Raw genomic sequence first — 22,358 nt, 5'->3', positions numbered from 1 at the left:
TTCTTACCCTTCTTGCCGGAGCGGCCGAAACAGCCGGGAGATGTCGTCGGTGAGCAGCGTCACGCCGGCGGCCGCGGCGCCGAACACGAACGAGGTGGCCACGCCCGCGGTCCCGACGGCGCCCCCGCCCGCCGTCAGCGCGCAGAGCAGGCCTGCCAGCGAACCGGCCAGCAGGAACGCGTTCCTGATCAGATGCGCGGGGCCCACGGGAGCGGTGGAGGCCGCGCCGAAGCAGCGGCATGCGACCTGATCGCCGCGCCGCACACTCGCACCGATCGCCAAGGAGAAGGCACTCAGCAGTCCGGTGGCAAGGACGAATCCGGCAAGAAGCGTCATCGGCAGCGCGAGCAGGACGACGATCAGCGCCTCGGTAGTGATCACCGACACCGCGGCAGGCCCGGCGGGAAGGCGCGGGGCCAACGCCCCTACCGAATCGGTGAATCCGCGAAATGCCTGCCGGCCTTTGACCTTGCCCGCCACGGAGAGCACGAACACGAGGGTGATGAAGGCACGGCAGGAAATGAGAACATGGGCCATGGAGGGTTCACCTCTGGATGAGAGGCGTCGCGCCCCGCTATCACCGGGGCGCGACGCTTCGTTCATGTCATGTCACTGTGCCGACGGGCGGGGACGGCTCAGCAGTCGTCCGAGTCCGTGCAGCCCGTCTGCGACACGAAGGTGCTGCCGTCGCTGCACCTCCAGTGGAGGTCTTCCTTCCAGTACCAGAAGGGGCAGTGAGGGTTGCAGACCCTCTGCTCGATCCAGCAGCCGTTGGCGCCGGACGACGTGGCATGCGCCGCCCGACTCGGAACGATGTGGCTCAGCAGCTTGTCGGCAACAGCGGTAAGAGTGCTCATCGTCTCTCCTCCCGTATCTGTGGTCCGGGCCGGAATCCCCGGCCGGACGGGTCCGGATGGACCCGTTTCTGTGCAAGAAACGCTAAGTGCGCGGCAGTTGACGAACTATCCACAGGCGGACCGGATACGAGCGGTTTCCGGATAGCCGCGAAGACCGGCCGTTCTGGACGGCACAGTGCCGTAGGTGGCCTTGTAGAGCGCAGCGAAGCGTCCGAGATGGACGAACCCCCAGCGCAGTGCCACGTCGGTGACCGTGCCGTCGTGCCGGCCCTCGGCGATCGCGAGCAGGTCCTGGTGGGCGCTGTCGAGCCTGACCCTGCGCAGGTACATCAGCGGGGTGGTGCCGAGGTGGGCACGGAAGGCGGCCCTCAGTGCCGGGACGCTCAGCCCCGAGGCGAGCGCCATGTCGGCAATGGACAGCGGTTCGCCGGCATGCTCATCGCAGTACGTCATCGCCCGGCGCAGTGCGCCCGGCAGTGCGGCGTGCCGGGCGGAACGCCGCAGGGATTCACTGAGGCTGCTGGGCTGGCTGTCCAGCAGTCCGTGCGCCAGCAGCTGTTCGAAGTGGCGCGTCCCGAGCGGCGAGCAGGCGAGAAGCCCACTCTTCAACGCCTCGGCATAGGCGTGCAACGTGCGCAGCCAGGCCCGTGAGCCGGGGCTTCGGATGTCGATGGCGGGCGTGAACCGGACCGGGACGCCCGGGACGACGGGGATGCCCCGCAACTCGATCGCCCGGTCGAGGACCGGCCGCGGGATGCGCAGGATCATCATGTCGCTGTCGTGGGACCGGCGGATCTCCATCCGCTGTCCCGGGCTGACGACGTCCTGTGCGGTGGCCACTGGCTCTCCGTCGACGACCAGACTGCTGCGGCCGGCCAGGGGGATGTGGATCAGATACAGGCCCTGCAGAGCTACGGGGCGTATCTCCACGTCGGCCCCATGGCGCAAGCGGTAAAGGGCCATGTCACCTTGCGAGTTGCTCACCCGGAAGGAGGCCGGCCCGGCCTCCTGCCCGAGCAGTCTCAGCCGGTGCGGGGCGAACTGGGCGGCCACGGCCTCGTGCATGCGCGCCAGGTCACGCCCCTCGTACAGGACGAACTCCGGGACGTTCTCCACTCGTCCTCCTCGATCGGTGATGCGTAGGCAGGCCGGCCATCCTGAAAGCCGCTGTTCTGCGGCGTTCGCGCCTCGCGGAACACCGTGGGTGACGGCGCGTTCTTCCGTTTTGGCTGCGGTGGCGACCGCAGCCACCTGCGGCGAGCGGGACGGCGCCGGTTCACGCGACACCGAACGGCTGCCGGTGGCGGCCCGCACACCGTAGTGATCGGATCGGGCCGTGGGCCCGGTCGAGGTGCGAGGAACATGCTCGGCTCACTTGGCTCCCTCAGCGGTGCTGGGTGTGACTCCCCCCGTTGGGAGCAGTGACAGTTATCCCCCGATCGCGCAGCGGGCCGCACGCATTTCGACGTTCCTCGAAACGAAGCCGCAGGCGTCAGATCGTGCCGCAACCGGTCCGGCGCGCCGGACGGAGAATCGTCGGGTCGGAGTCTTCCCACGGAGTTGAACTGAGGACGTCTGCTTCAGGTGCGGAAATTCGGTGGACCGGCCCGGATGGACCGTGCAACGGTCCTGGCATGTCGAGCGAGATCGAGTTGTCAGAGTCCATCGGGGTCATCGCATCCTTTGCGTCCTTCGACGGCACCGTGATCAGCTGTCGGCAGCTCGGCTCGGGGCCGGCGGTCGTGATGGTCCATGGCTCCGGCGGTGGACTGCACTCCTGGCAGCCGGTGGCCGAACACCTCGCCGGGCCGCTTCGAGCTCTGGACGCCCGCCCGCCGCGGGTACGCCCCGAGCGGGCCCGGCCGACCACCGAAGCGCTTTGCCGACGAGGTGGAGGACCTCAAGGCTCTGATCGCCACGATCGGCCGCCCTGTGCACCTGGTCGGCATGTCCTACGGCGCCACCGTCGCTCTGCACGCAGCAGCAGCCGGACTGCCGGTTCGCTCGCTGGTGCTGTGGGAACCGCCGCTGTACGCCGCCGGCGAAGAACTGGCGCCCGTGTTGGGCGAGTTCGAGGAACTGACCGCAAACGGTGACCGGCGGCGAGCCGATCGGCTCCTGGCGGAGAAGGTGGCCCGCGTCCCGGCCGCGCTGCTGGACCTCATGGATGCGGGCGAGTCCACCGCCAGCGAACCCGACAACGAACCCGACGAAGCGCCCGGCTGGTGCCGTGACCTCGAATCGATGGCCGCCGACTCGGTGGACGTGGAGCGCTGGTCCATGGTCACCGTCCCGACGCTGCTGATGCGGGGCGCCGACACCTGGCAGCCGATGCCCGCAACTCTCGACCGGCTCGCGACCGTACTGCCCGACGTCACCTACACGACGTTTCCCGGCCAGATGCACTTCGCACCGTCGGTTGTCCCCGAAGCCGTGGCGGCGGAGATCGCTCGCTTCCTGCCGTCCTCCTGAAGTCGTCCGGACAGGCATGACGAAGCTCCCGGCAGTCAGCGGGTGGTCTGATCCTCACCCCGTCTGCCGGGAGCTTCATCACGGCGTTCTGCTGGGGCATCTCACCTTGAAGGTGGCCCCGTGCGTGCGCCGTCTCCTGTGGTCGACAGGATCAGCAGGGGAAGGTGCCGCTGTAGACGGCGTGTCCGTGGGAGGAGCTTCCGGAGCCGAAGCCGTAGATGCCGTCGTCGCTCCAGACCGCCTCGCGGAAGCCGTTGACGCAGGTCGACGTCGGCGCGATCGCGAAGCCCTCCAGGTTGTCCGTCGGCATGACGGCCGGGTTCGTGTAGGTCACGTCCGGAACCATCACGCCACCGGCGCCGACCTTCACGAAGGTGTGCGTCTCGCCGCAGGTGTTGTCGCAGGTCGCGATGATGCGCTGGGTTCCGGCGTCGAACGTCACATCCATCACGGAGCCCTTGCCGGTCGCGATCGTGCCGAACGTGACGAAGGTGCCGTCGGAGTTCAGGCCGTAGACATGCAGCGAGCCGTCCCACTCCAGGCCGGCGAAGAACAAACCCGAGCCGTGCAGCGGGTAGTTCGCGGGATCGTAGGCGGCGCCGGTGAGCGGGTCGACCCAGCCGTTCGCGGTCAGCCAGCTGTCCGGCACATAGCCGACGCCCTCGAAGCCCAGGTTGGCGTCGTCCTTGCTGCCGGTGTCGAGCTGCGGGAACTGCGAGGTCATGTCCCACTGGTGGATCGGCGTCAGCGTCGATCCGGTCGCGGCCGGGTCGAACTCCATGATCGTGTCCTTGGGGACCGTGTTGTCGGTGTTGTCACGCTCGGAGGTCACGTAGATGTGGCCGTTGGCGCCGACCGTCAGGCCCTCGGAGTCCGGCTGGCCGGTGCCGCCGGCGAAACGGATCTGCTTGCCGGCAGCGCTCCATGACGCGTCCGGGATCCACTTGCCGTTGCTCTTGACCAGCTTGTACAGCCAGTTCTTGTTCTTGGCGGCCCATAGCGCCGACGGGTTCGCCGGGTCGAACGCGAGGCCGCTGAGGTCCCGTCCTTCAGGGCCGGTGGACGTGGTGAACGCGCAGACGTTGTCGGCGATCGTGACGTCCACCCCGCCCGGCCACGCCAGGGCGCCCGCCGGGGTGGAACCCGTACCGGAGGGTGCTTCGGGGGTGCAGCCGCTGGTGAGCGAGCCGCCGCCACCCAGCAGCTGACCGCCGCCACCGCCGCCACTGCCCGAGCAGGAGTTCGCGCTGCCGAGCGTCGCGGTCGCAGAGGTCCGGAACCAGCCGGCGCCGTTGGCGCAGCGCTCGTCCGACGGCTTGGCGCCATCGGTCGCCCAGGTCACCGAGTCGACGGTGTTGCCGAGGCTGTCGAGGAGGTAGACCGAGTCGTTGTCGCCCAGACCGAGGGTGGAGTTGAACGTGACGTAGCCTCCCGCCGGGATGCTGGTCGCGCTCGGCGAGGAGGACGAGAGGGAGACCGGGGAGTGGGTGGTGTCGTTGTCGACGTACTTCCACGACCCGATGCTGACCGCGCTCGCTCCCCCGTTGTACAGCTCCACGGTGTCCGCGCTGTTCGAGGTGACCTCGTTGATCCGCACCCGGCTCGCCGCCGGTGTCGACGACGGGCAGCCCGCGGCGTTCGAGGCGCCGAAGGTGGGCGCCGTGGTCGCGGTCGTCCACCCGCCGGTGCCGTCGCCGCCGCAGCGCGCCATCGCCGGCTTCGCCCCGTCGGCGGCCCACTCGACGCGGTCGACCACCGTGCCGCCGGCCGTGTAGATCACGAGCTTGTCCGCGTCACCGAGCCCCTTGGGCGAATTGAAGGTGACGTAGCCGCCTGCCGGGATCGTGCTGGAGGACGGGCTGAACGTCTGCGGCGAGAAGCTGTCGTCGGACATCTTCCAGCCACTGATGCTCACTGCGATCGAGCCGGTGTTGTACAGCTCCACCGTGTCGCTGTTCGACGAGGTGACCTCGTTGATCCGCACGTTCTGGTAGCCGGCCTGGTCCGTGGCGGCCGCAGGCTGAGCGGCAACCGTCCCTGTCACGAGCAGTCCTGAAAGCGTCAAAGCCGCGGCGCATGCAGAGGCGACGCCGGCACGCGAGTGTGAGGTAGGCACGAGGCGCAAGTCTGGTGGCACGATCTTGAAACAGGGTGTACTCCAGCTGAATGCCGCCTGCTGGCCACCGGAACGCCAGGACCCGTCAGGGGGGATCTGACGTCCACTGAGGTGAGCCGGCCGGTCGGGCGGGTGACGCGAAGCCCGCACGAACGGCCCGCGAGGCGAAGCCCTGACCATGGGGCCCCATGAAGGACAGTCAGACGGATCACGTACTGGTCGTCGGCGCGGGCCCGGTGGGGCTCGTCACCGCTCATGAACTGGCCCGGCGGGGCGTGCCGGTGCGGATCGTGGACGCCGCCGAGCGGCCCGCCCCGACCAGCCGGGCCATCGCCACCCATGCCCGCACCCTGGAGATCTACGACCAGATGGGCGTCGTGGAGGGGATGCTGGCCCGGGGGCGGCGGCTCCAGGCGTTCACGATGCACCGCGGCGGCAGACAGCTGGTGCGGATGGGCGCCGACTACAGCAGGCTGCCCACCCGGTACCCCTTCACCCTGATGATCCCTCAGGCGGCCACGGAGGCGGTGCTGCGTGAGGCTCTGGCCGAGCAGGGGGTGAAGGTCGAGTACGGCGTACGGCTCGCCCGGTTCGAGGAACGCGCCGACGGCGTGCGGGCGGTGCTGAGTCATCGTGCGGACGCGGAAGAGGGGGAGGAAAGCGAGGAGGCGGTGGACGTCCGCTGGCTGGTGGGCTGCGACGGCGGGCACAGCGTGGTCCGCAAACAGCTGGGCATCCCGTTGATCGGGGCGTCCAGCGAGACCTGGCTGATCGCCGACGCCGAGGTCGAGACGGTCGCCCGTCAGGACAGCATCCACTGGATCAGCGTCGACGGCGGGACGGTGATGCTCGTCCCGTTCCCCGAGTCCGGGCGGTGGCGGCTCCTCGACACCGCCGACGCCGACTACGCGGGCGACCCCGCCGAGGTGGCCCAGCGGTTCGCGGCGAAGCTGTCGGCGGGACTCGGTACACCGGTGACCGTCCGCACACCGGACTGGGTCTCCGTCTTCACCATCCAGCAGCGCATGGTGCCCACGATGCGCGAGGGGCGGGTGCTGGTCGCGGGGGACGCCGCGCATGTGCACAGCCCGGCGTCCGGCCAGGGCATGAACACCGGTGTGCAGGACGCGTTCAATCTCGCCTGGAAGCTGGCGATGGTGGCCCGGGGCGAGGCGGGGGCGACGCTGCTCGACTCGTACTCCGCGGAGCGCGTGCCGGTGGGTGAGGCACTGCTCGGGTCGACCGCGCGGGCCACCTCGCTGGTGGCGTTGAAGAGCCGGTTGCAGGATGTGCTGCTGCCCGTGGTGATGGGCGTGGTGCGCAACGTGCCGCCGTTGAAGGGGAAGATCGAGCGGAAGATCATGTCGGCGATGTCGGCTTTGGAGTTGTCGTATCCCGACTCGCCGCTGACCGTGGGCAGCGAGGGCGACGCCGTGCCGCGGCCGGGGCAGCGCGTGACGCGCGTGAACGGAGAGGGCGCCGGCGCACCGGCGTGGTCGGCCTTCCTGGCGGAACTGCGTGACCCCCGCTGGACGCTGCTGGTCTCGGGCGCGGGCTCGAGCGCGGAGGAGCTGGTGGGCAGCCGCCCCGACTGGCTGTCGGTTCGCACGGTGCGCGACGGCGGCCCTGCCGCCGGGCTGCTGGCCGACCCCGGGCGGGTGCTCCGCGACGGCCTGCGGCTCGCGGACGACGGCTGGCTGCTGATCCGCCCCGACGGCTATCTGGCGGCCCGCGGGCCCCGGTTCTCGGCGAGGGAGTTCGCCAGGGCGTTGGCGGCACTCGGCCCTGCCGGGGTCACCGGCGCGCCCGGCTGAGAGCGCGGCGGTCCGGCCGGGGGCCGGCTACGACCTGCGGGGAACCCCGTGGGCCCGGTCGCGTCCCCCGAAGGACCGACCGGGCCCGGCCAGGTCGTCGTCGCCTCCGGCCGTGGGCCCGGTCAGGCGCGTCACCCGTCGGTCTCCAGGTCGTCGAGCAACGCCACCGCCCTGGTCCAGCCCGCGCCCGCGCCCCGGATCTTCGTCGGAAGGCAGGAAAGGTGGAAGCCGTAGGGCGCGGGCAGGGCGTCGAGGTTGTGGAGGCGCTCGATCTGGCAGTACTCGCGGCGGCGGCCGGCGAAGTGGGCGGGCCACAGCACGCCCGCGTCGCCGGTCTCCTGGTACCGCCGGATCATGTCGCCGAACGGGGCGTCGAGGCTGAAGGCGTCCGTGCCGATGACCTTGACGCCGAGGTCGAGAAGATGGTCCACGGCCTCCCCGTCCAGGCCGGTGAAGTCGGTGAAGTACCGCTGGGTGCCGGCGTGGCGCCAGGCTCCGGTGTGCAGCACCACGATGTCCATGGGGCGGGGCTCGCGGCCGGTCCGGGCGATCGCCGCTCGCAGCACGTCCACGCCCGCGGCTCCCGTCGGCTGGTCCTGGAGATCGAGGACGAGCGCGGGCCGCAGGAACCAGTCCAGCGGGAGCTCGTCGATGGTGCGCGGCTTCCCGTAGTCGGTGACGGCGGCCGAACCGTAGTGGGCGGGGGCGTCCACATGCGTACCGGTGTGGCTGGTGAGGGTGAGGGTGTCCAGGGAGAGGAGTTCGCCGCCCGGCAGCGCGGCGGGGTCGAAGTCGAGGCCGAAGTGCTCCTTCATCTCGGCGGCCATGTGCTTGGCGCCCTGCGCGGGGGTGAGGATGCGGTGCACCACGGGGTCCGGCTCCCAAGCGGCCGCGTCGACGGGGCTGGACAGGTCGATGATGCGCAGGGGACGCCGGGTGGCCGGGGTGCGTCGCCGCACCGTGGCCCCCTCGGAACCGGACGGGCGAGTCGTCCCCGCATCCGGGTCGAGCGGACCGCGCGGGTTGCTGTGGACGGTCATGCTTTCTTGGCCCTTTCATGGTCTCCGGCGTGATGCCGGCGGTCGCATTCGGCGTGCACGAGGCGTAGATCGCTGCGCCCATCCGATCCGCCGTCCCGCCTGTGGATGACGTGTCGCCTGTGCGCCGGCGGAACCGGGGGGACGCACCGTGCTCTGCCGACGGCGCGGCTTGCAACTGACGGGAAGTCATCGAGGATTCCTGTGCATCAGCCCGTCCGGCACGACCGCTTCGGCTTCGCGCCCCGGCGTCAGCAGAGACGTTCCTTCCTCTCAGGGGCCGTCCAGCCGGGCGGAGCGACTTCGCGTCGCGCTCAGGCCCTCTCCTTGGGTGCGGGGCGGGTGGTGAAGAGATCGGTGCGCACCTGGACGGGGGTGCGGCCGTGAGCGATGCGGCGAGTGAGCGCGGTGCCCAGCGGGGTACGGGTGACCAGGCCGCCGAGGACCTGGCGCATGGTGTCGGCGACCGGGTTCGGGCGGCCGAGCATCGCCTTCGACTGGGCCACCTGGAAGCGGAAGACGGCGTCGATGTCGCCGGAGCGCAACTCCGTGAAGCGGTCGAGCATCGAGGTGGCGTCGGCGGCGAGCGCGTCGAGCAGCACGGGGTGCAGTACGGCGGCGTCCTGGAGCGCCAGGTTGATGCCCTGGGCGCCGAGCGGGCTGTGGGTGTGGGCGGCGTCCCCTATGAGAACCAGGCCGTCGCGCACCCACTCGGCGGCCCGGCCCGCGAAGACGTCGAGGAGCTTCAGCTCGGACAGAGAGGTGAGCTGCTCGTCCACCAGGTCGGCGAACTCGGGCAGGGCCCGCGCCAACTCCCCCTTCACGAAGTCGAGTCCGCGCCCCGCCACCTCGTTCCAGCCGCGGTGCGGAACGGTCCAGCCGATCTGCAGCCGATCGGGGTGGGACCCGTACACGAGGACCGCCCGGCCGGCGGAGCGATGCACGCGGACCCGGTCGACGCTCCGGCCGGGGGCGTGCACTTTGAACCAGACGACGTCCTGGGCGAAGACGTCCATCCGGCCCGCGTCGATCCCTGCCAGTCTGCGGGTGCGCGAGTAGCGGCCGTCGGCGCCGACCACGAAGCGCGCCCGCACGGTGTGCGGGGCGGCGGCCGGGCCGCCGTCGGCGACGACCCCGGTGTACCGGTCCTCGTCGCGCAGCAGCCCGGACACCCGGTGGCCGCCCAGGTACCGGAAGGACGGGAGCTGCTCACAGGCCGTGAGCAGCTCCTCGAGTACGTGCTCCTGACCGACCGCCAGCAGATGGTCGTAGGGTGCGCCGAGTCGCCCGTAGTCGATGTCGAGCAGGGTCCTGTCGCCGTCGACGAGCCGGAAGCCCCGGTGGGCCCGGGAACCGCGGTCCCGGGCGCCCGCCAGGACCCCGAGCGCGTCGAGGACGGCCATGCCGCCCGGTTGCAGGATCTCGCCGCGGAACTCGCGCCGGAAGCCGGTGGCGCGTTCGACGAGGGTGACGTGGACTCCGGAGCGCAGCAGCAGCAGCGACAGGGCGAGGCCGGCCGGTCCGGCGCCGACGACGCAGACGTCGGTGGTGTGATGGTCGGCCATGGCCGTCTCCAGTTCTCGGGTCGGGCGGTCGGTGGTTCTCGGGTCGGGCGGTCAGTCGAGGGCGCGGACCACGACGGCGGCGTTGAAGCCGCCGCGCCCGCGCGCCAGGACGAGAACGTGGCGCAGCGCGGTCCGCAGCGGCTGGGTGACCAGGTCGAGGGTGTGGTGCGCGGCGGCGGTGGTGTGCACGGTCGGCGGCACCACCTGGTCGCGCAGCGCGAGCAGCGCCGCGGCGAGGTCGAGTGCGGCGCCCCCCGCGGCGAGCCGTCCGGTCATCGTCTTGGGCGCGGTGACGAGCACTCCGTACGGGCCGAAGAGCCGGCGGATCGCGTCCGCCTCCGCCCGGTCGGCGGCGGGGTCGCCGGCCGCGTCGGCGAACACGGCGTCCACCGCCTCCGGTTCGATGCCGGCCTCGGCCAGGGCGGCCTCGGCGGCCCGGGCGAGGCCACTGACGCCGCCGCTGCCGGGCGCCGGGTCGAAGGTGGCCGCGTACCCCGCGACGGCGCCGTAGCCGACGGCCCCGCGGAAGCGGGCCGCTTCGGCGTCCTCCAGGACCAGCAGGGCGCCGCCCTCGCCCGCCACATGGCCGCGCGCGTCGTCCGAGAAGGGAAGGTAGGCGGCGTGCGGCCGCTCGTCCTGACTGAGGCCGCCGCCGGCGAGGTGGGCGGTCCAGCCCCAGGGGCACATCGCCGAGTCGACTCCCCCGGTGAGCATGAGCGGTGTGCCCTTGCGGAGCTGTCGCCGGGCCTGGGCGACCGCGTCGAGCCCGCCGGCCTGGTCGGTGACCAGGACGCCGCCGGGGCCGCGGAGGCGGTGGCGGATGGAGATCTGGCCCGTGTTGACCGCGTAGAACCAGGCGAAGGACTGGTAGACGCTGACGTATTCGCTGCCCTGGCTCCACAGGGCCTGGAGTTCCCTCTGTCCGAACTCGAAGCCGCCCGCCGAGCCGGCGGTGACCACGCCCGCGCCGTACTCGGGCAGGTCGGCGGGGTCCACTCCGGCGTCCTGGAGCGCCTCGGCCGCGGCGAACAGCGCGAGCCGGGTCATCCGGTCGGTCTGCGGCAGCAGCCGGCCGGGGATGTGTGCGGCGTCGTCGAAGCCGGGCACCTCCCCGGCCAGCCGGGCCGGGTAGCCGCTCGCGTCGAAGCGGCCGACCGGGCGGATGCCGCTCTCACCGCTCAGCACCGCGTCCCACCAGGCCCTGACGCCCAGGCCGTTGGGGGCGGCGACGCCGATCCCGGTGACCACCGCGGTGGTCGTGCGGGCGGGAGCCGGGGCGGTGCTCATGCCATGTCCTTTCCGGGTGCGGTGAGCACCATCGCGCTCTGGAAGCCGCCGAATCCGCTGCCGACGGTCAGTACGGTGTCCACCTGCCGTCGGCGTGCGACGAGCGGCGTGTAGTCGAGGTCGCACTCGGGGTCGGGCTCGTGGAGGTTGGCGGTCGGCGGGACGATGTCGTGCTCGATGGCGAGGGCGCCGGCCGCGATCTCCAGCGAGCCGATCGCGCCCAGCGAGTGGCCGATCATGGACTTGATGGAGCTGATCGGGACGTCGTAGGCGTGGCTGCCGAGGCTGCGTTTGAAGGCCGCTGTCTCGTGCCGGTCGTTCTGCTGGGTTCCCGAGCCGTGCGCGTTGACGTAGTCCACCGCGGTCGGGTCGGTGCGGGCCTCGCCCAGGGCCTGCCGGATGGCCTCGGCCATCTCCTTGCCGTCCGGGCGCAGTCCGGTCATGTGGAAGGCGTTGCAGCGGGTGGCGAACCCGGAGATCTCGGCGTACGCGTGGGCGCCCCGGCGCCGGGCGTGGTCCAGCTCCTCCAGGACGAAGACGGCCGAGCCCTCGCCCAGGACGAATCCGTTGCGGGTGCGGTCGAAGGGCCGTGAGGCGGTCCCGGGGTCGTCGTTGCGCGGCGAGGTGGCGCGGATGGCGTCGAAGCAGGCCACGGTGATCGGGGAGATCGGGGCCTCGGTGGCGCCCGCGATCATCACGTCGGCCGATCCCTCACGGATCAGCTCGACCGCGTGGCCGACCGCGTCGAGACCCGAGGTGCAGCCGGTGGAGACCATGGCGACGGGGCCCAGTGCGCCGGTCCGCCAGGCCACTTCGGCGGCCATGGAGCTGGGGACGAAGTAGTCGTAGAGCCAGGGGACGGCCCGGGTGTGGTCGACCTCCCAGCGTCGGCCGGACTCGCTGACCCGCGCGTACTCGCGGTCGAGGCCCGTGGTGCAGCCGACCGCGCTGCCCAGGGTCACTCCGGTGCGCGTGGGGTCGTACTCCCCGTCGAGACCGCTGTCACGGACCGCTTCGTCGGCGCTCACGAGGGCGAACTGGACGGCCCGGTCGAGCCGTTCGGCCTGTTCGGGGGCGATTCCGTGCAGTGCGGGATCGAAGTCGCACTCGGCGGCGATCCGGGAGCGGTACGAGGAGGCGTCGAACAGCGAGATGGTCCGCGTGGCGGTGCGTCCCGAGGTGAGCAGCGACCAGAACTCCTTGACGCCTGTGCCGCCGGGAGCGACCACGCCTATGCCGGTGATGACGACCCGTCTGTTCATGATGCGGTCTCCAAACCGATCCTCCTGCGTTCAGACCCCGGCGGACGCCGTGTCCAGGCCGGTGGCGAGCGACCTCAGCACGTCCGAGAGGAGCGTGGTCAACGCCCGTTCCCGTACGAAGTAGTGGTCGCCCGTGATGGTGCGCGTGGTGAAGGGGCCGGTGGTCCATCGGGACCACCCGGCCATCGCCCTGGCGTCGGCCAGGGTGTCCCGGTCGCCGTTGACGGCCAGCAGCGGCACATCGGCGGGCCGCTCGGCCGCCGCCCGCAGCGCACGGGCGAGCATCAGGTCGTCGCGAAGCACCGGGAGCACGTAGCGGCGGAGCGTCGCCTCGGACAGCGTGCGCGCGCTGGAGTGGCGGATCAGTTCCAGCATCGCCTCTTCGGTCGGGCTCTCGGCGTCGATGACCGGCACGTCGGTGTCCGGGGGTTGCGAGGCGCCGATGACGAGGAGTTCGGGTGCGGTGGCGGCGAACTGCCGCCACCGCGCCGCGAGGTGGTGGGCCACCAGCCCGCCCAGGCTGTGCCCGTACAGCGCGTAGGGGCGGGCGGGCGGGTGGTCGACGGCGGTGCGCAGTTCGCGGTGCAGTCCGGCCACGTCGGTGATGCGCGCCTCGTTGAAGCGGGCGTCACGGCCGGGCAGCAGGACCGGGACGACCTCGACGGAGGCTCCCAGCAGTTGCGGCCAGGGGCCGAAGGCCAGCTTGCCCGCGGCCGCGTGGTGAAAGCAGTACAGCCGCAGTGGTCCGTCCTGGCCCATCGCTCTCCGTCCCTCCCTCTCCGGTCCCGGCGGCGCCGGCCTGACCACAGTGCCCCGCACCGTTCAAGCCCGGTTCAAGGGAGGCGGGCGCCGACTTCGCCGCCACGGCGGGCGCCGTCTTCGCCGCCCCACCGGGTGCGGCCTGCGCAGGCGCGGCAAAGGGCGATTAACCTCCTGCGCCGCAAAGTGCTTTCGGTCTACACTCGGGTCAACTGATCACGAAGCAGGGACACGAAGTCACGGGGGACGATCGTGGTTCAGACATGGTCGGCGAAGCAGTGCAGCTCAGCGACTGACCACAGCACCTGTGACGCTGTTCAGCCGCTTCCACCAGTCGGGGTGCGTGCGGTACCAGAGCACGGTGTCGGCCAGCCCCTCCTCGAAGGGAACGCGGGGCCGGTAGCCGAGTTCGCGGCGGATCTTCCCGTCGTCGAGGGCGTAGCGCAGGTCGTGACCCTTACGGTCGGCCACCTCCCGCACCCTGCTCCAGTCGGCGCCGCAGAGCGCCAGCAGCCGCTCGGTCATCTCCCGGTTGGTGAGGCCCGTTCCGCCGCCGATGTTGTAGACCTCGCCCGCCCGTCCCCCGGTGAGGACGGCGTGCACGCCCCGGCAGTGGTCGTCGACGTGCACCCACTCACGGACGTTGCGGCCGTCGCCGTAGAGCGGGACGGTCTGTTCCGCCAGCAGCCGGGTGACGAACAGCGGGATGAGCTTCTCGATGTGCTGGAAGGGACCGTAGTTGTTGCAGCACCGGGTGACCCGCACGTCCAGGCCGTGGGTGGCGGCGTAGGCGAGGGCGATCAGGTCGCCGCCGGCCTTGGCCGCCGCGTAGGGGGAGTTGGGCCGTAGCGGCCACTCCTCGGTCCACACGCCGTCCTCGATCGAGCCGTACACCTCGTCCGTCGACACCTGGACGAATCGCGGGACCTCCGCGTGCAGACAGGCGTCGAGCAGGCACTGCGTACCGCCGACGTTGGTCCGAATGAACTCCGCGGCGCCGTACAGGGAACGGTCCACATGGGATTCCGCGGCGAAGTTGACGACGGCGTCCTGGCCCTTGACCAGTTCGCCGATCAGTTCCGTGTCGCAGATGTCGCCCTCAACGAAACGCAGCCGTGGGTGGCCGACCGGGAGGTTCGCCAGATTTCCCGCGTAGGTGAGTTTGTCGACGACGGTAATGGACGCGTCCTCATATTCTTCGAGTCCGCCGTCGAGCATGGTGCGGACATAGTGGGAGCCGATGAAACCGGCGCCACCGGTGATGAGAATCCTCACGCCGCAGCCTTTCCCGAGAATGAATTGATCATGTCTCTCTCTTGCCGTTGAGGGGAGACGAAAGAGGGCAGCACGATGCCCCTTCCATGCGGATCTCCGGAAGCACGGGTCACTATGCGGATGCACGGAAGGGGCGTCCTGTGCGCCTTGGGAGGGAAATCCGAAGCGTCTCCGGAATGTTCCCGAAATGTTTTGGACCGGAGGCGACGGCCTTCGGCGGGCAGCAGGCCGGCTAGGCGGAGGTGCCCAGGGCCAGCGCCTCACGCTGAAGGCGCTGCAGCTCCGGGGAGGGGGCGAGGCCCAGCTCCCGGTCGAGGATCTGGCGCAGCGACTGGTAGGCCTGAAGCGATTCCCCGCGGCGGCCCGACCGGCTCAGCGCGAGGATCAGCTTGCCGTGGAACCACTCGTTGAGCGGGTAGAGGGTGACCAGTGAGCGCAGTTCGGCGATGAGCGCGCGATGCCGGCCGAGCTGCAGGTCGGCCTCGATGCGCAGCTGGGTGGCGTGGATCCGCTCTTCCTCCAGATGCGCCACGCTGCCTTCCAGCAGGCGGCCGGCCGACACGTTGGCCAGCGCCGGGCCGCGCCATAACTGTAGTGCCCGGCGGAGCACCTGGGCCGCCTCGGCGGGCTTGCCGTCGGCCAGCAGGATGCGGCCCTGCCTGGTCAGCTGCTCGAACTCGTAGAGGTCGACCTGCCTCTCGCCGACGGTGAGCACATAGCCGGGCGGGCGGGTGACGAAGAGTTCTTCACCCTCGGGTCCCGCCTCGCGGGCGAAGAGCTTGCGCAGGTGGTAGATGTACGTCTGCGCCGTGGTCACGGCGCTGCGCGGCGGGCGCTCTCCCCACAGCTCCTCGATGAACGATGCCGTGTCCACGACGTGGTTGGCGCGCAGGATGAGCAGGGCGAGCACACCGCGGACCTTCGGCGCCGTGGGCGTGCACGTGAGGTCGCCGTGCAGCACTTCGAGCGGTCCGAGCACTCTGAATCTGAAGGCGCTGGGCTGGAATATGTCCGGGTCGGAATCCTTCAACAGCAAGGTCACTACTTCCCCCATCTGCGAATACACGCAGCATCCCGAGCGTTGGAGATCAACCAACGAAATCAGGCATGCCGGAATCGCGCAGAATGCGAGGAATTCCCCCGCACTGACCAGTGGTGAAGTCTTCGCCGGCATCCCATTCCGTGAACGGGATTGCTATGTCTTTCTCGACAGTAACCCAGTGAGAATCCACAGACAAGGCTGCCCATATACCGGAACTCGGCGTTCCATTTCCCCCGGAAGTGTCCGAAGTGCGAGTTTCGCCGCATCACATTCCCGGTTTCGCCTGATTGATCCTCGCCCTACCGGCGCGGGAGGCACTCCCGGCAGTTCACTCGCCACAGTCGCGGGACCGGCCTCGAAGGAGACTTGAAGATCGCTATAACCAAACTCAAAGACGCTTAGCGAGATTATCACTCCGATTTTACTTCAGCCGGTTTGGCCGAACGCCGTACCGGATGTTATTGCGCCGTTCCCGCCCTCGTCGAGAGGTTCACGATGACCAGAATCCCGCCGCCCGACGCAGCGGCAGCCGAGGCCGTCCTGGCCCGGCACCCAGGTGTGGCCGAGGTCTTGGTCACGGCGAACGGGGCGGGCCCGGCTCCGATCGCCCGGATCGTCCCGGTCCTCGACCGCGACCGGGCCCGCCTGGAACTGGGCCTGCTGTGGACCGCCGTCGCCGACCGTACCGCGGCCCAGGCCCCGGCGTCCGGCACGGACTTCGACATCAGCGGGTGGACAGACAGCCACACCGGGCAGCCGCTGCCCGCGTCGGACATGCGCGAATGGGTGGCCCACACCGTCGCCCTGCTGCGGGAGGGCCGGCCGCGCACCGTGCTCGAGCTCGGCTGCGGAACCGGGCTGCTCCTGCTCCGGCTGGCCGACGCGACCCGGCGCTACACCGCGCTCGACATCTCCGCCCCCACCCTCGACGCGCTGCGCACCGCGGTGGAGCGGGCGGGACTGCGCCAGGTCGAGCTCCGCAAGGGCGAGGCCACCGAGGCCGAGAACTTCGCCGGAGACGGATTCGACCTGGTGGTGTGCAATTCCGTCGCGCACTACTTCCCCGACGAGGAGTATCTGCGCCGCACCGCCGTCGCGGCCCTGCGGGCCGCCGGGCCCAGGGGCAGGGTGGTCTTCGGAGACGTCAAGGACCGTGCGCTGGCGGGGGCGTTCCACGCCTCCGTGGTGCTGGCGCAGGCGGCCGACACCGCCCCCGGCGAGGAGCTGCGGCACAGCTGGCTCCAGCGGCTGCGCGAGGACCCCCAGATGTTCATCGACCCGCGCTGGTTCAGCGCCTGCGCCGCGAGCGCGCCGGTCCCGGTCGGGTCCGTCGCCGTACGGCCCCGGCGCGGAGCCGCGCGCAACGAGATGAACGCCTTCCGGTACGACGCCGTGCTGCACCTGGGCGCCCCGCCGTTCGACGTCGCCCGCTGGATCGACTGGGGCGGCGAGGGACTGAGTCCGGAGAAGCTCGACCTGCTGCTGCGGGGCCGGCCCCGCGCCCTGGGACTGCTGGGCATCCCCAACGCCCGTACCGCGGGCGCCGCGGCGGTCGCGGCCGCGCTCGCCGGCGACGCCCCGCCGCCCGCGTCCGAGCTGCGTCGCCTCGCCCAGGAGCGGGAGGGCGCGGGCGTGGACCCCGAGGATCTCTTCGCGCTCGCCGCCCGCCGGGGGTACCTGCTCCACCTCAGCCGGGCGTCCGGGGCGCCGTCGGGGGCGTACGACGCCGCCTTCGTGCGACAGGAACCGGGCGCTGTCACGGGGGCGGAGGCCGGCCACGGCCCCCTCCCCCGTTTCCCCGACGCCCCTGAGCCCGATACCGGTTCCCGGGTGACGGAACCGGTGGTGCAGCGGGCGCTCGGCATCGCGCGCAAACGGCTGGTGCCGCAGCTGCGGCGGCTCGGGGAGGCCGAGCTGGCTCCCCACCAGCGGCCCCAGGAGTACCTGGTCGTGCCCCGGCTGCCGTGACGCGGGAGCCGGGTGGGATGTGGCCGACCGCCACTCCCCACCCGGCTGTCAGGGCCTCCGGCGACCGGTTCACGGGTCTCGCGGCCGGCCGCGGAGGCCTCCTCGCCCGGCCGCCGTGGGCCGGCTACGCGACCGCCTGTTTCTCCAGGGCCTCGACGTCGACCTTGCCGTTGGGCGTCACCGGCAGGGTGTCCACGACCGCCCACAGCGCGGGCAGCGCGTACGTGGGGAGGGCCTCGGCCATGAACCGGCGGATCCCGTCGAGGAGTTCGGGATCCGGCCCGGCGACGACGGCGGCCAGCATGCGGCGCGTCTCGGCCCCGGCGCCGACCGTGACCACGAGCGAGTCCCGTACCGCCGGATGCGCGGCGAGCCTGGCCCGTACCTCGTCGAGCTCGATGCGGTACCCGCGGATCTTGACCTGGTGGTCCCGGCGGCCGAGGAACCGCAGCCGGCCCGCGCCGTCCCAGCGGACCATGTCACCGGTGCGGTAGACCCGCCGTCCGTCCTCGGCCGGCACCGGGCCGAACGCCGCCCGCGTACGCTCCTCGTCCCCCAGGTAGTCCAGGGCGAGGCCGTCCCCGGACACGCACAGCTCACCGGCGGTGCCCGGCGGTACGAGCCCGCCCCGGTCGTCGAGCACGAGCACGCCGGTGCCCGCGACCGGGCGGCCGATCGGCACGGGGGCGGTGGCGTCGCACACGTCGTCGATGTGGTGCACCGTCGTCAGCGTGGTGTTCTCGGTCGGGCCGTAGCCGTTGCTGACGCGCAGTCCCGGGTAACGGCGCAACAGCGTCCGGACCGGCTCGGGGGGAACGACGTCGCCGCCGGCCATGATCTGCCGGGCCGTACCGAACGCGTCCGGGCGGTGCTCGACGACCAGCCGGAACAGCCCCGCGGTCAGCAGTGCAACGGTGACCCGCCGCTCGGTGAGGAAGTCCGCGAGTTCGCCCGCCGACACCGGCCGCTCCGGGTACATCGCGACGGTGCTCCCCGTGGCCAGCGGCACGAACAGCTCCACGGTGGAGACGTCGAAGGACAGCGGCGCGAGCCGCAGGAAGCGCTCCCCCGGTCCGGTGCGCAACGCCTCCCGGTCCCCGGTCAGCCGGGTGATGCCGCGCTGCGGCACCCGGACGGCCTTCGGCCGCCCCGTCGACCCGGAGGTGAACGTGAGGTAGGCGACCCGCTCGGGATCGGCGGGGGCCGCGGGCGGCGCCGCCCCCCGCGGGTGCGGTCCGGCCGGGTCCACCGGGCGGACGCGCGCGCAGCCGGCCGGGGCCAGCTCCATCAGCACGTCTGCGTGCTCGCCGTCGCCGAGCACGGCACGCGGCGCGCACGTGGCCAGCATGTCCCGCAGGGTGGCGTGCGGATAGGCGGTGTTGAGGGCGGTGTAGGCGGCCCCCAGACGCAGTACGGCGAGCACGGCGACCGCCTCGGCCGCCGACCTGGGCAGGGCGATCACCACATGGTCCCCGGCGGTCACCCCCGCATCGGCGAGACGCCCCGACTGGGCGACGGCGGCGTCGTACAGCTGCTGGTACGTCAGGGCGAGTCCGGCTGCGGGATCGTCGACGGCGATCAGCTCCGCGTGCGCGGCGGCGGCCCGCTCGAAGGTCGCCCAGACCCCCTCCCGCGAGGGTGCCGACGCGCCCGCGCCCAGTTCCGCCAGGCGGGCGAGCTGGCGGTCGCTGAGTGCCCGCACGCCGGCGAGCGGCAGTTCCGCCCGGGCGGCGAGCTCGACCAGCGCGCTCTGGAAGGAGTCGGCGAGTTCGGTCGCTTCCGCGAGCGTGAGCACCGAGGTCGCGTACTCCAGCGACACCCGGGGCCGCTCGCCCCACCGCTGCACGTACAGCGACACGTCGGCGGCGGTGCCCGAGCAGTGCCCCTCGTGGATCTCGACGTCCAGCTCGGCCGCGCGCAGCCGCAGCGGCACGAGGTCGTCGTGGGCCGAGAACACCGCCTGGACCAGGGGGATCCTGCGGTCGTCGGGCATGCCTCCGAGCCCGGCCACCAGGTCCTCGAACGGCACCTCGGCCGCCGCGAGCGCCTCGGTCACGGCCCGCGAGGTCGACCGCAGATAGTCGGTGACGGGTGCGTCGTCGGCGAGTCGGCAACGCACCGGCAGCAGGGCGCTGCACGGGCCGAGCGTCCGCATGATCTCGGCGTCGGCGCGCTCGGCGGACGAGATGCCGACCAGGAGGTCCCTGGTGCCGGCGCGGCGGCCCAGGGCCAGCGCCCAGGCGGCCAGGAGCACGACCGTGCGGCTGAGCCGGGTGCGTGCGCACAGCTCCTCGCAGGCCTGCCGGGCCGGGTCGCCGAGGCCGAAGTAGAGCCGTTTGCCGACGAAGTCGAAGGACGCGGGCCGCACCAGGTCGGTGGGCAGTTCGAGCACCTTGGGCGCGTCGGCCAGCTGGTCGAGACGGCGGGCGAGGAGCTCGGCGGTGTGTCCCGACGCGGCCAGCTGCTCGGCCCGGGCGGTGATGACATCGGGCGACGGGGCGGGCGTGTCGTCGATGTCCCCGCCCTCGCGCAGCGCCCGGTAGTGCTCGGCGAACTCGCTCCACAGCACACCGACGCCCCAGCCGTCGGCGACCACCGCGTGGTGCAGCAGGGTCAGCAGATGCCGGTCCGGGCCGAGCTCGGTGAGGACGAAGGCCACCGGCGGCCGCTCCAGGGGAGCCAGGAACCCCTCGCTGACCGAGGTGAGCTGGGCGTGCACCAGGTCCACCGCGTCGTCCCCCTCGGCGAGCGAGAGCGCCATGCGGGTCAGCGGCGCGCGCCGTGCCGGCAGCACCCGGCGCCAGTGCCGGCCGTGCTCGGCGACGTACACGGTGCGCAGTTCCTCGTGCCGGGCCACGAGCCGGTCGAGGGTCGTGGTCAGCGCCGTGTCGTCCAGGGGGCCGGTGAGTTCGGCGGTGACCATCATGTGCAGCGCGGAGCCACCGACGAACTGCTGGGTGAGCAGCATGCTCTCCTGCCCGGGCAGGACCGGGCGCAGTCCCGGGCCGGGCGCGGCTCGGGGGGGTTCGGCGCGGGCCGGGGCGGGCTTCGCCGCCACGGCGGCGTCCAGTACCTCGGCCAGCGGGTCGAGGCCGAGCAGCCGGGCGAAGTCGATGCTCACGCCGAGGAGTTCCTCGGCCTGGGCCACCAGGGTCACGGCGCCGAGGGAGTCACCGCCGAGCGCGATGAAGGAACGGTCCGCGGCGCCGGTCCGCCACTGCGCGGACGACTCGGCGCCGAGCGTGTCGCGGACGAGCCGGTCCAGCTGTTCGGCCCGCCCGGCCGCGGTTGTGGGTGTTGCCGCATCTGTCACTCTTCGTCAGCCTTTCAGTCCGCCGCGTGGAGTGCGGCCTCGCCGGTGCTCGTCGTGGGCTGCGTACCGTTCAGGCGAGGTCGTCACGGGTCACCCGGCGGTCGCGGACCAGCAGGGAGCCGTCGTCGGCGCGGACCAGCGTGTCCTCGCACACAGTGCTGCGGTGCAGGGCCGGTGTGCCGCCCAGGGGCACCTGGATGACCAGGGCGTACGAGCGGCTGCGTATCGTGCCGTCGTCCGCCTCCTCGACGGTGACCATGCCGAGCCAGTGCCGGTGCACGAGGCCCTCCTGGGCAAGCCGGTCCTGGGCGGCGCGGGCGGCGGCCTCGATGGTGGCGCGGCCCTTGGCCGGGGCGGGCAGGCCGTTGGCGTCGAACACGCCGTCCTCGGTGAAGGTGGCCGCCCACTCGGCGCAGGCCCGGGTGTCGAGCAGCTGCATCTGGCCGGCGTAGAAGTGCTGCACCTCGGTGTAGAGGGCGGCGCCCGCGGGGTGGGCGGTCGTCGCGGGGGCGCTCAGCGGACTGGGCACGGCAGGTCCTTCCTGGAGGTCGGCCGCCACCGGCAGTGGGGCCGCGGGGCTGTCGTCGGGCGCATCCTGATGAGCGGCGTTGGAGCACGGTTCGAGCGCCCGTCCACGGCCCTGTTCACCGGCCGGCCGGGCTCCGGCGCCGTTCGCATGCCACCGGCGTCCGGCTCGATCCCGCGTCGAAGGTCGCTCGAAGAGGCGTTACCAGGCTCGGGGCATGACGACTGAACAGCAGCGTGTCGCCCTGGTCACCGGGGCAACGAGCGGCATCGGGCTCGCCGTCGCCAAGGCACTCGGCGCCTCTGGCGCGCGGGTGTTCATCTGTGCCCGCGACGCCGACGCGGTGGCCGCCACCGTGAAGGAACTCTCCGGTCAGGGGCTGGAGGTGGACGGCGCCCCCTGCGACGTCCGCTCGCGCGAGGCGGTGACGGCTCTGGTGAACGCGGCCGTGGACCGCTTCGGCGCCCTGGACATCCTGGTCAACAACGCCGGGCGCAGTGGCGGCGGCGTCACCGCGGACCTGCCCGACGAGACGTGGTACGACGTCATCGACACCAACCTCAACAGCGTCTTCCTGGTCACCCGCGAGGTGCTCACCACCGGCGGGCTGCGGGACAGGTCGTGGGGCCGCATCATCAACATCGCCTCCACCGGCGGCAAGCAGGGCGTGGTGCTCGGCGCCCCGTACTCGGCCTCCAAGCACGGCGTCGTCGGCTTCACCAAGGCCCTCGGCAACGAGCTCGCGCCGACCGGGATCACCGTCAACGCGGTCTGCCCGGGGTACGTCGAGACGCCGATGGCCCAGCGGGTGCGCTCCGGTTACGCCGACCACTGGGGTGTCACCGAGGCCGAGGTGCTCGGCCGCTTCGAGGCGAAGATCCCGCTCGGGCGGTACAGCACGCCGGAGGAGGTCGCCGCGCTGGTCGGCTATCTGGCCACCGACGCCGCCGCCCCGATCACCGCACAGGCCCTCAACGTCTGCGGTGGGCTGGGCACCTACTGACCCGCCGTCCGGGACACGCGGACCCGCGCGGGAGCGCCGGGCCGGCAGAGCAAGCACAGCCA

The 22,358-nt window shown here is 71.8% G+C and carries 18 protein-coding genes; 4 read left to right on the top strand and 14 right to left on the bottom strand.

Annotation, left to right across the window (positions count from 1 at the left end; genetic code table 11):
- Window positions 1–3: 3 nt before the first annotated feature.
- The 3 genes from Sri02f_RS18320 to Sri02f_RS18310 form a co-directional block, all read right to left on the bottom strand.
- Window positions 4–537 (bottom strand): MauE/DoxX family redox-associated membrane protein, encoded by a 534-nt coding sequence (locus Sri02f_RS18320; RefSeq protein ID WP_159106730.1) that lies wholly within the window; start codon window positions 535–537, stop codon window positions 4–6.
- A 98-nt stretch (window positions 538–635) separates the two neighbouring features.
- Complete coding sequence (locus tag Sri02f_RS18315; RefSeq protein WP_109002383.1) at window positions 636–857, bottom strand: hypothetical protein; 222 nt, start codon at window positions 855–857, stop codon at window positions 636–638.
- Window positions 858–962: 105 nt separating this feature from the next.
- Window positions 963–1,973, bottom strand: coding sequence for an AraC family transcriptional regulator (locus Sri02f_RS18310; RefSeq protein WP_109002382.1), 1,011 nt, complete (start codon window positions 1,971–1,973; stop codon window positions 963–965).
- 648 nt (window positions 1,974–2,621) lie between these two features.
- Between Sri02f_RS18310 and Sri02f_RS18305 the strand changes: the two genes are divergently transcribed.
- The gene (locus tag Sri02f_RS18305) at window positions 2,622–3,329 is read left to right on the top strand and encodes an alpha/beta fold hydrolase (protein ID WP_159106729.1); all 708 of its coding nucleotides are present in this window, start codon (window positions 2,622–2,624) and stop codon (window positions 3,327–3,329) included.
- Between the two features lie 151 nt (window positions 3,330–3,480).
- On the opposite strand, the gene Sri02f_RS18300 is transcribed toward Sri02f_RS18305, so the two are convergent.
- Window positions 3,481–5,373 (bottom strand): lamin tail domain-containing protein, encoded by a 1,893-nt coding sequence (locus tag Sri02f_RS18300; protein ID WP_245970669.1) that lies wholly within the window; start codon window positions 5,371–5,373, stop codon window positions 3,481–3,483.
- A gap of 260 nt (window positions 5,374–5,633) precedes the next feature.
- Here Sri02f_RS18300 and Sri02f_RS18295 point away from each other — a divergent pair, with 260 nt between their 5' ends.
- Window positions 5,634–7,259 carry an FAD-dependent oxidoreductase gene (locus Sri02f_RS18295; protein WP_109002380.1) on the top strand — a complete coding sequence of 542 codons (1,626 nt, stop codon included), beginning with the start codon at window positions 5,634–5,636 and terminating at the stop codon, window positions 7,257–7,259.
- Between the two features lie 131 nt (window positions 7,260–7,390).
- Here Sri02f_RS18295 and Sri02f_RS18290 read toward each other — a convergent pair whose 3' ends face one another.
- From Sri02f_RS18290 to Sri02f_RS18255, 8 genes are all read right to left on the bottom strand, one after another.
- Window positions 7,391–8,185, bottom strand: a complete 795-nt coding sequence (locus Sri02f_RS18290; protein ID WP_109002433.1) for a cyclase family protein — start codon at window positions 8,183–8,185, stop codon at window positions 7,391–7,393.
- 110 nt (window positions 8,186–8,295) lie between these two features.
- Window positions 8,296–8,496: an HNH endonuclease gene (locus Sri02f_RS43640; RefSeq protein WP_109002432.1), complete on the bottom strand. Its 201-nt coding sequence runs from the start codon at window positions 8,494–8,496 to the stop codon at window positions 8,296–8,298.
- A 114-nt stretch (window positions 8,497–8,610) separates the two neighbouring features.
- Window positions 8,611–9,861: an FAD-dependent monooxygenase gene (locus Sri02f_RS18280; RefSeq protein WP_109002379.1), complete on the bottom strand. Its 1,251-nt coding sequence runs from the start codon at window positions 9,859–9,861 to the stop codon at window positions 8,611–8,613.
- Window positions 9,862–9,912: 51 nt separating this feature from the next.
- Window positions 9,913–11,148 (bottom strand): beta-ketoacyl synthase N-terminal-like domain-containing protein, encoded by a 1,236-nt coding sequence (locus Sri02f_RS18275; protein WP_109002378.1) that lies wholly within the window; start codon window positions 11,146–11,148, stop codon window positions 9,913–9,915.
- A complete protein-coding gene (locus tag Sri02f_RS18270) occupies window positions 11,145–12,410 on the bottom strand; it encodes a beta-ketoacyl-[acyl-carrier-protein] synthase family protein (RefSeq protein ID WP_109002377.1) in 1,266 nt (421 codons plus the stop codon). The genes Sri02f_RS18275 and Sri02f_RS18270 overlap by 4 nt, the downstream gene beginning before the upstream one ends.
- A gap of 30 nt (window positions 12,411–12,440) precedes the next feature.
- Window positions 12,441–13,169, bottom strand: a complete 729-nt coding sequence (locus tag Sri02f_RS18265; protein ID WP_109002376.1) for a thioesterase II family protein — start codon at window positions 13,167–13,169, stop codon at window positions 12,441–12,443.
- A gap of 285 nt (window positions 13,170–13,454) precedes the next feature.
- Complete coding sequence (rfbB, locus tag Sri02f_RS18260) at window positions 13,455–14,444, bottom strand: dTDP-glucose 4,6-dehydratase (RefSeq protein ID WP_109002375.1); 990 nt, start codon at window positions 14,442–14,444, stop codon at window positions 13,455–13,457.
- A 232-nt stretch (window positions 14,445–14,676) separates the two neighbouring features.
- The gene (locus tag Sri02f_RS18255; RefSeq protein ID WP_245970668.1) at window positions 14,677–15,486 is read right to left on the bottom strand and encodes an AfsR/SARP family transcriptional regulator; all 810 of its coding nucleotides are present in this window, start codon (window positions 15,484–15,486) and stop codon (window positions 14,677–14,679) included.
- 495 nt (window positions 15,487–15,981) lie between these two features.
- Here Sri02f_RS18255 and Sri02f_RS18250 point away from each other — a divergent pair, with 495 nt between their 5' ends.
- The gene (locus Sri02f_RS18250) at window positions 15,982–17,454 is read left to right on the top strand and encodes a class I SAM-dependent methyltransferase (protein ID WP_159106728.1); all 1,473 of its coding nucleotides are present in this window, start codon (window positions 15,982–15,984) and stop codon (window positions 17,452–17,454) included.
- A gap of 124 nt (window positions 17,455–17,578) precedes the next feature.
- On the opposite strand, the gene Sri02f_RS18245 is transcribed toward Sri02f_RS18250, so the two are convergent.
- Together Sri02f_RS18245 and Sri02f_RS18240 are read right to left on the bottom strand one after the other, a co-directional pair.
- On the bottom strand, window positions 17,579–20,767 hold the full coding sequence (locus tag Sri02f_RS18245; RefSeq protein ID WP_109002372.1) for a non-ribosomal peptide synthetase: 3,189 nt from the start codon (window positions 20,765–20,767) through the stop codon (window positions 17,579–17,581).
- 70 nt (window positions 20,768–20,837) lie between these two features.
- Complete coding sequence (locus Sri02f_RS18240; protein WP_245970667.1) at window positions 20,838–21,296, bottom strand: nuclear transport factor 2 family protein; 459 nt, start codon at window positions 21,294–21,296, stop codon at window positions 20,838–20,840.
- Window positions 21,297–21,510: 214 nt separating this feature from the next.
- Here Sri02f_RS18240 and fabG point away from each other — a divergent pair, with 214 nt between their 5' ends.
- Window positions 21,511–22,296 carry a 3-oxoacyl-ACP reductase FabG gene (gene fabG, locus Sri02f_RS18235; protein WP_109002371.1) on the top strand — a complete coding sequence of 262 codons (786 nt, stop codon included), beginning with the start codon at window positions 21,511–21,513 and terminating at the stop codon, window positions 22,294–22,296.
- Window positions 22,297–22,358: the final 62 nt, after the last annotated feature.

Source organism: Streptomyces rishiriensis (assembly GCF_003112535.1).
Classification (GTDB): Bacteria; Actinomycetota; Actinomycetes; order Streptomycetales; family Streptomycetaceae; genus Streptomyces; species Streptomyces rishiriensis.
This window is presented reverse-complemented; position numbering and strand designations above follow the sequence as displayed.

Coding starts and splice junctions, on each gene's coding strand:
- Sri02f_RS18265 (WP_109002376.1), bottom strand. CDS start 13,169: ATGGGCCAGGACGGACCACTGCGGCTGTACTGCTTTCACCACGCGGCC.
- fabG (WP_109002371.1), top strand. CDS start 21,511: ATGACGACTGAACAGCAGCGTGTCGCCCTGGTCACCGGGGCAACGAGC.
- Sri02f_RS18280 (WP_109002379.1), bottom strand. CDS start 9,861: ATGGCCGACCATCACACCACCGACGTCTGCGTCGTCGGCGCCGGACCG.
- Sri02f_RS18250 (WP_159106728.1), top strand. CDS start 15,982: ATGACCAGAATCCCGCCGCCCGACGCAGCGGCAGCCGAGGCCGTCCTG.
- Sri02f_RS18270 (WP_109002377.1), bottom strand. CDS start 12,410: ATGAACAGACGGGTCGTCATCACCGGCATAGGCGTGGTCGCTCCCGGC.
- Sri02f_RS18275 (WP_109002378.1), bottom strand. CDS start 11,148: ATGAGCACCGCCCCGGCTCCCGCCCGCACGACCACCGCGGTGGTCACC.
- Sri02f_RS18295 (WP_109002380.1), top strand. CDS start 5,634: ATGAAGGACAGTCAGACGGATCACGTACTGGTCGTCGGCGCGGGCCCG.
- Sri02f_RS18315 (WP_109002383.1), bottom strand. CDS start 857: ATGAGCACTCTTACCGCTGTTGCCGACAAGCTGCTGAGCCACATCGTT.
- Sri02f_RS18320 (WP_159106730.1), bottom strand. CDS start 537: ATGGCCCATGTTCTCATTTCCTGCCGTGCCTTCATCACCCTCGTGTTC.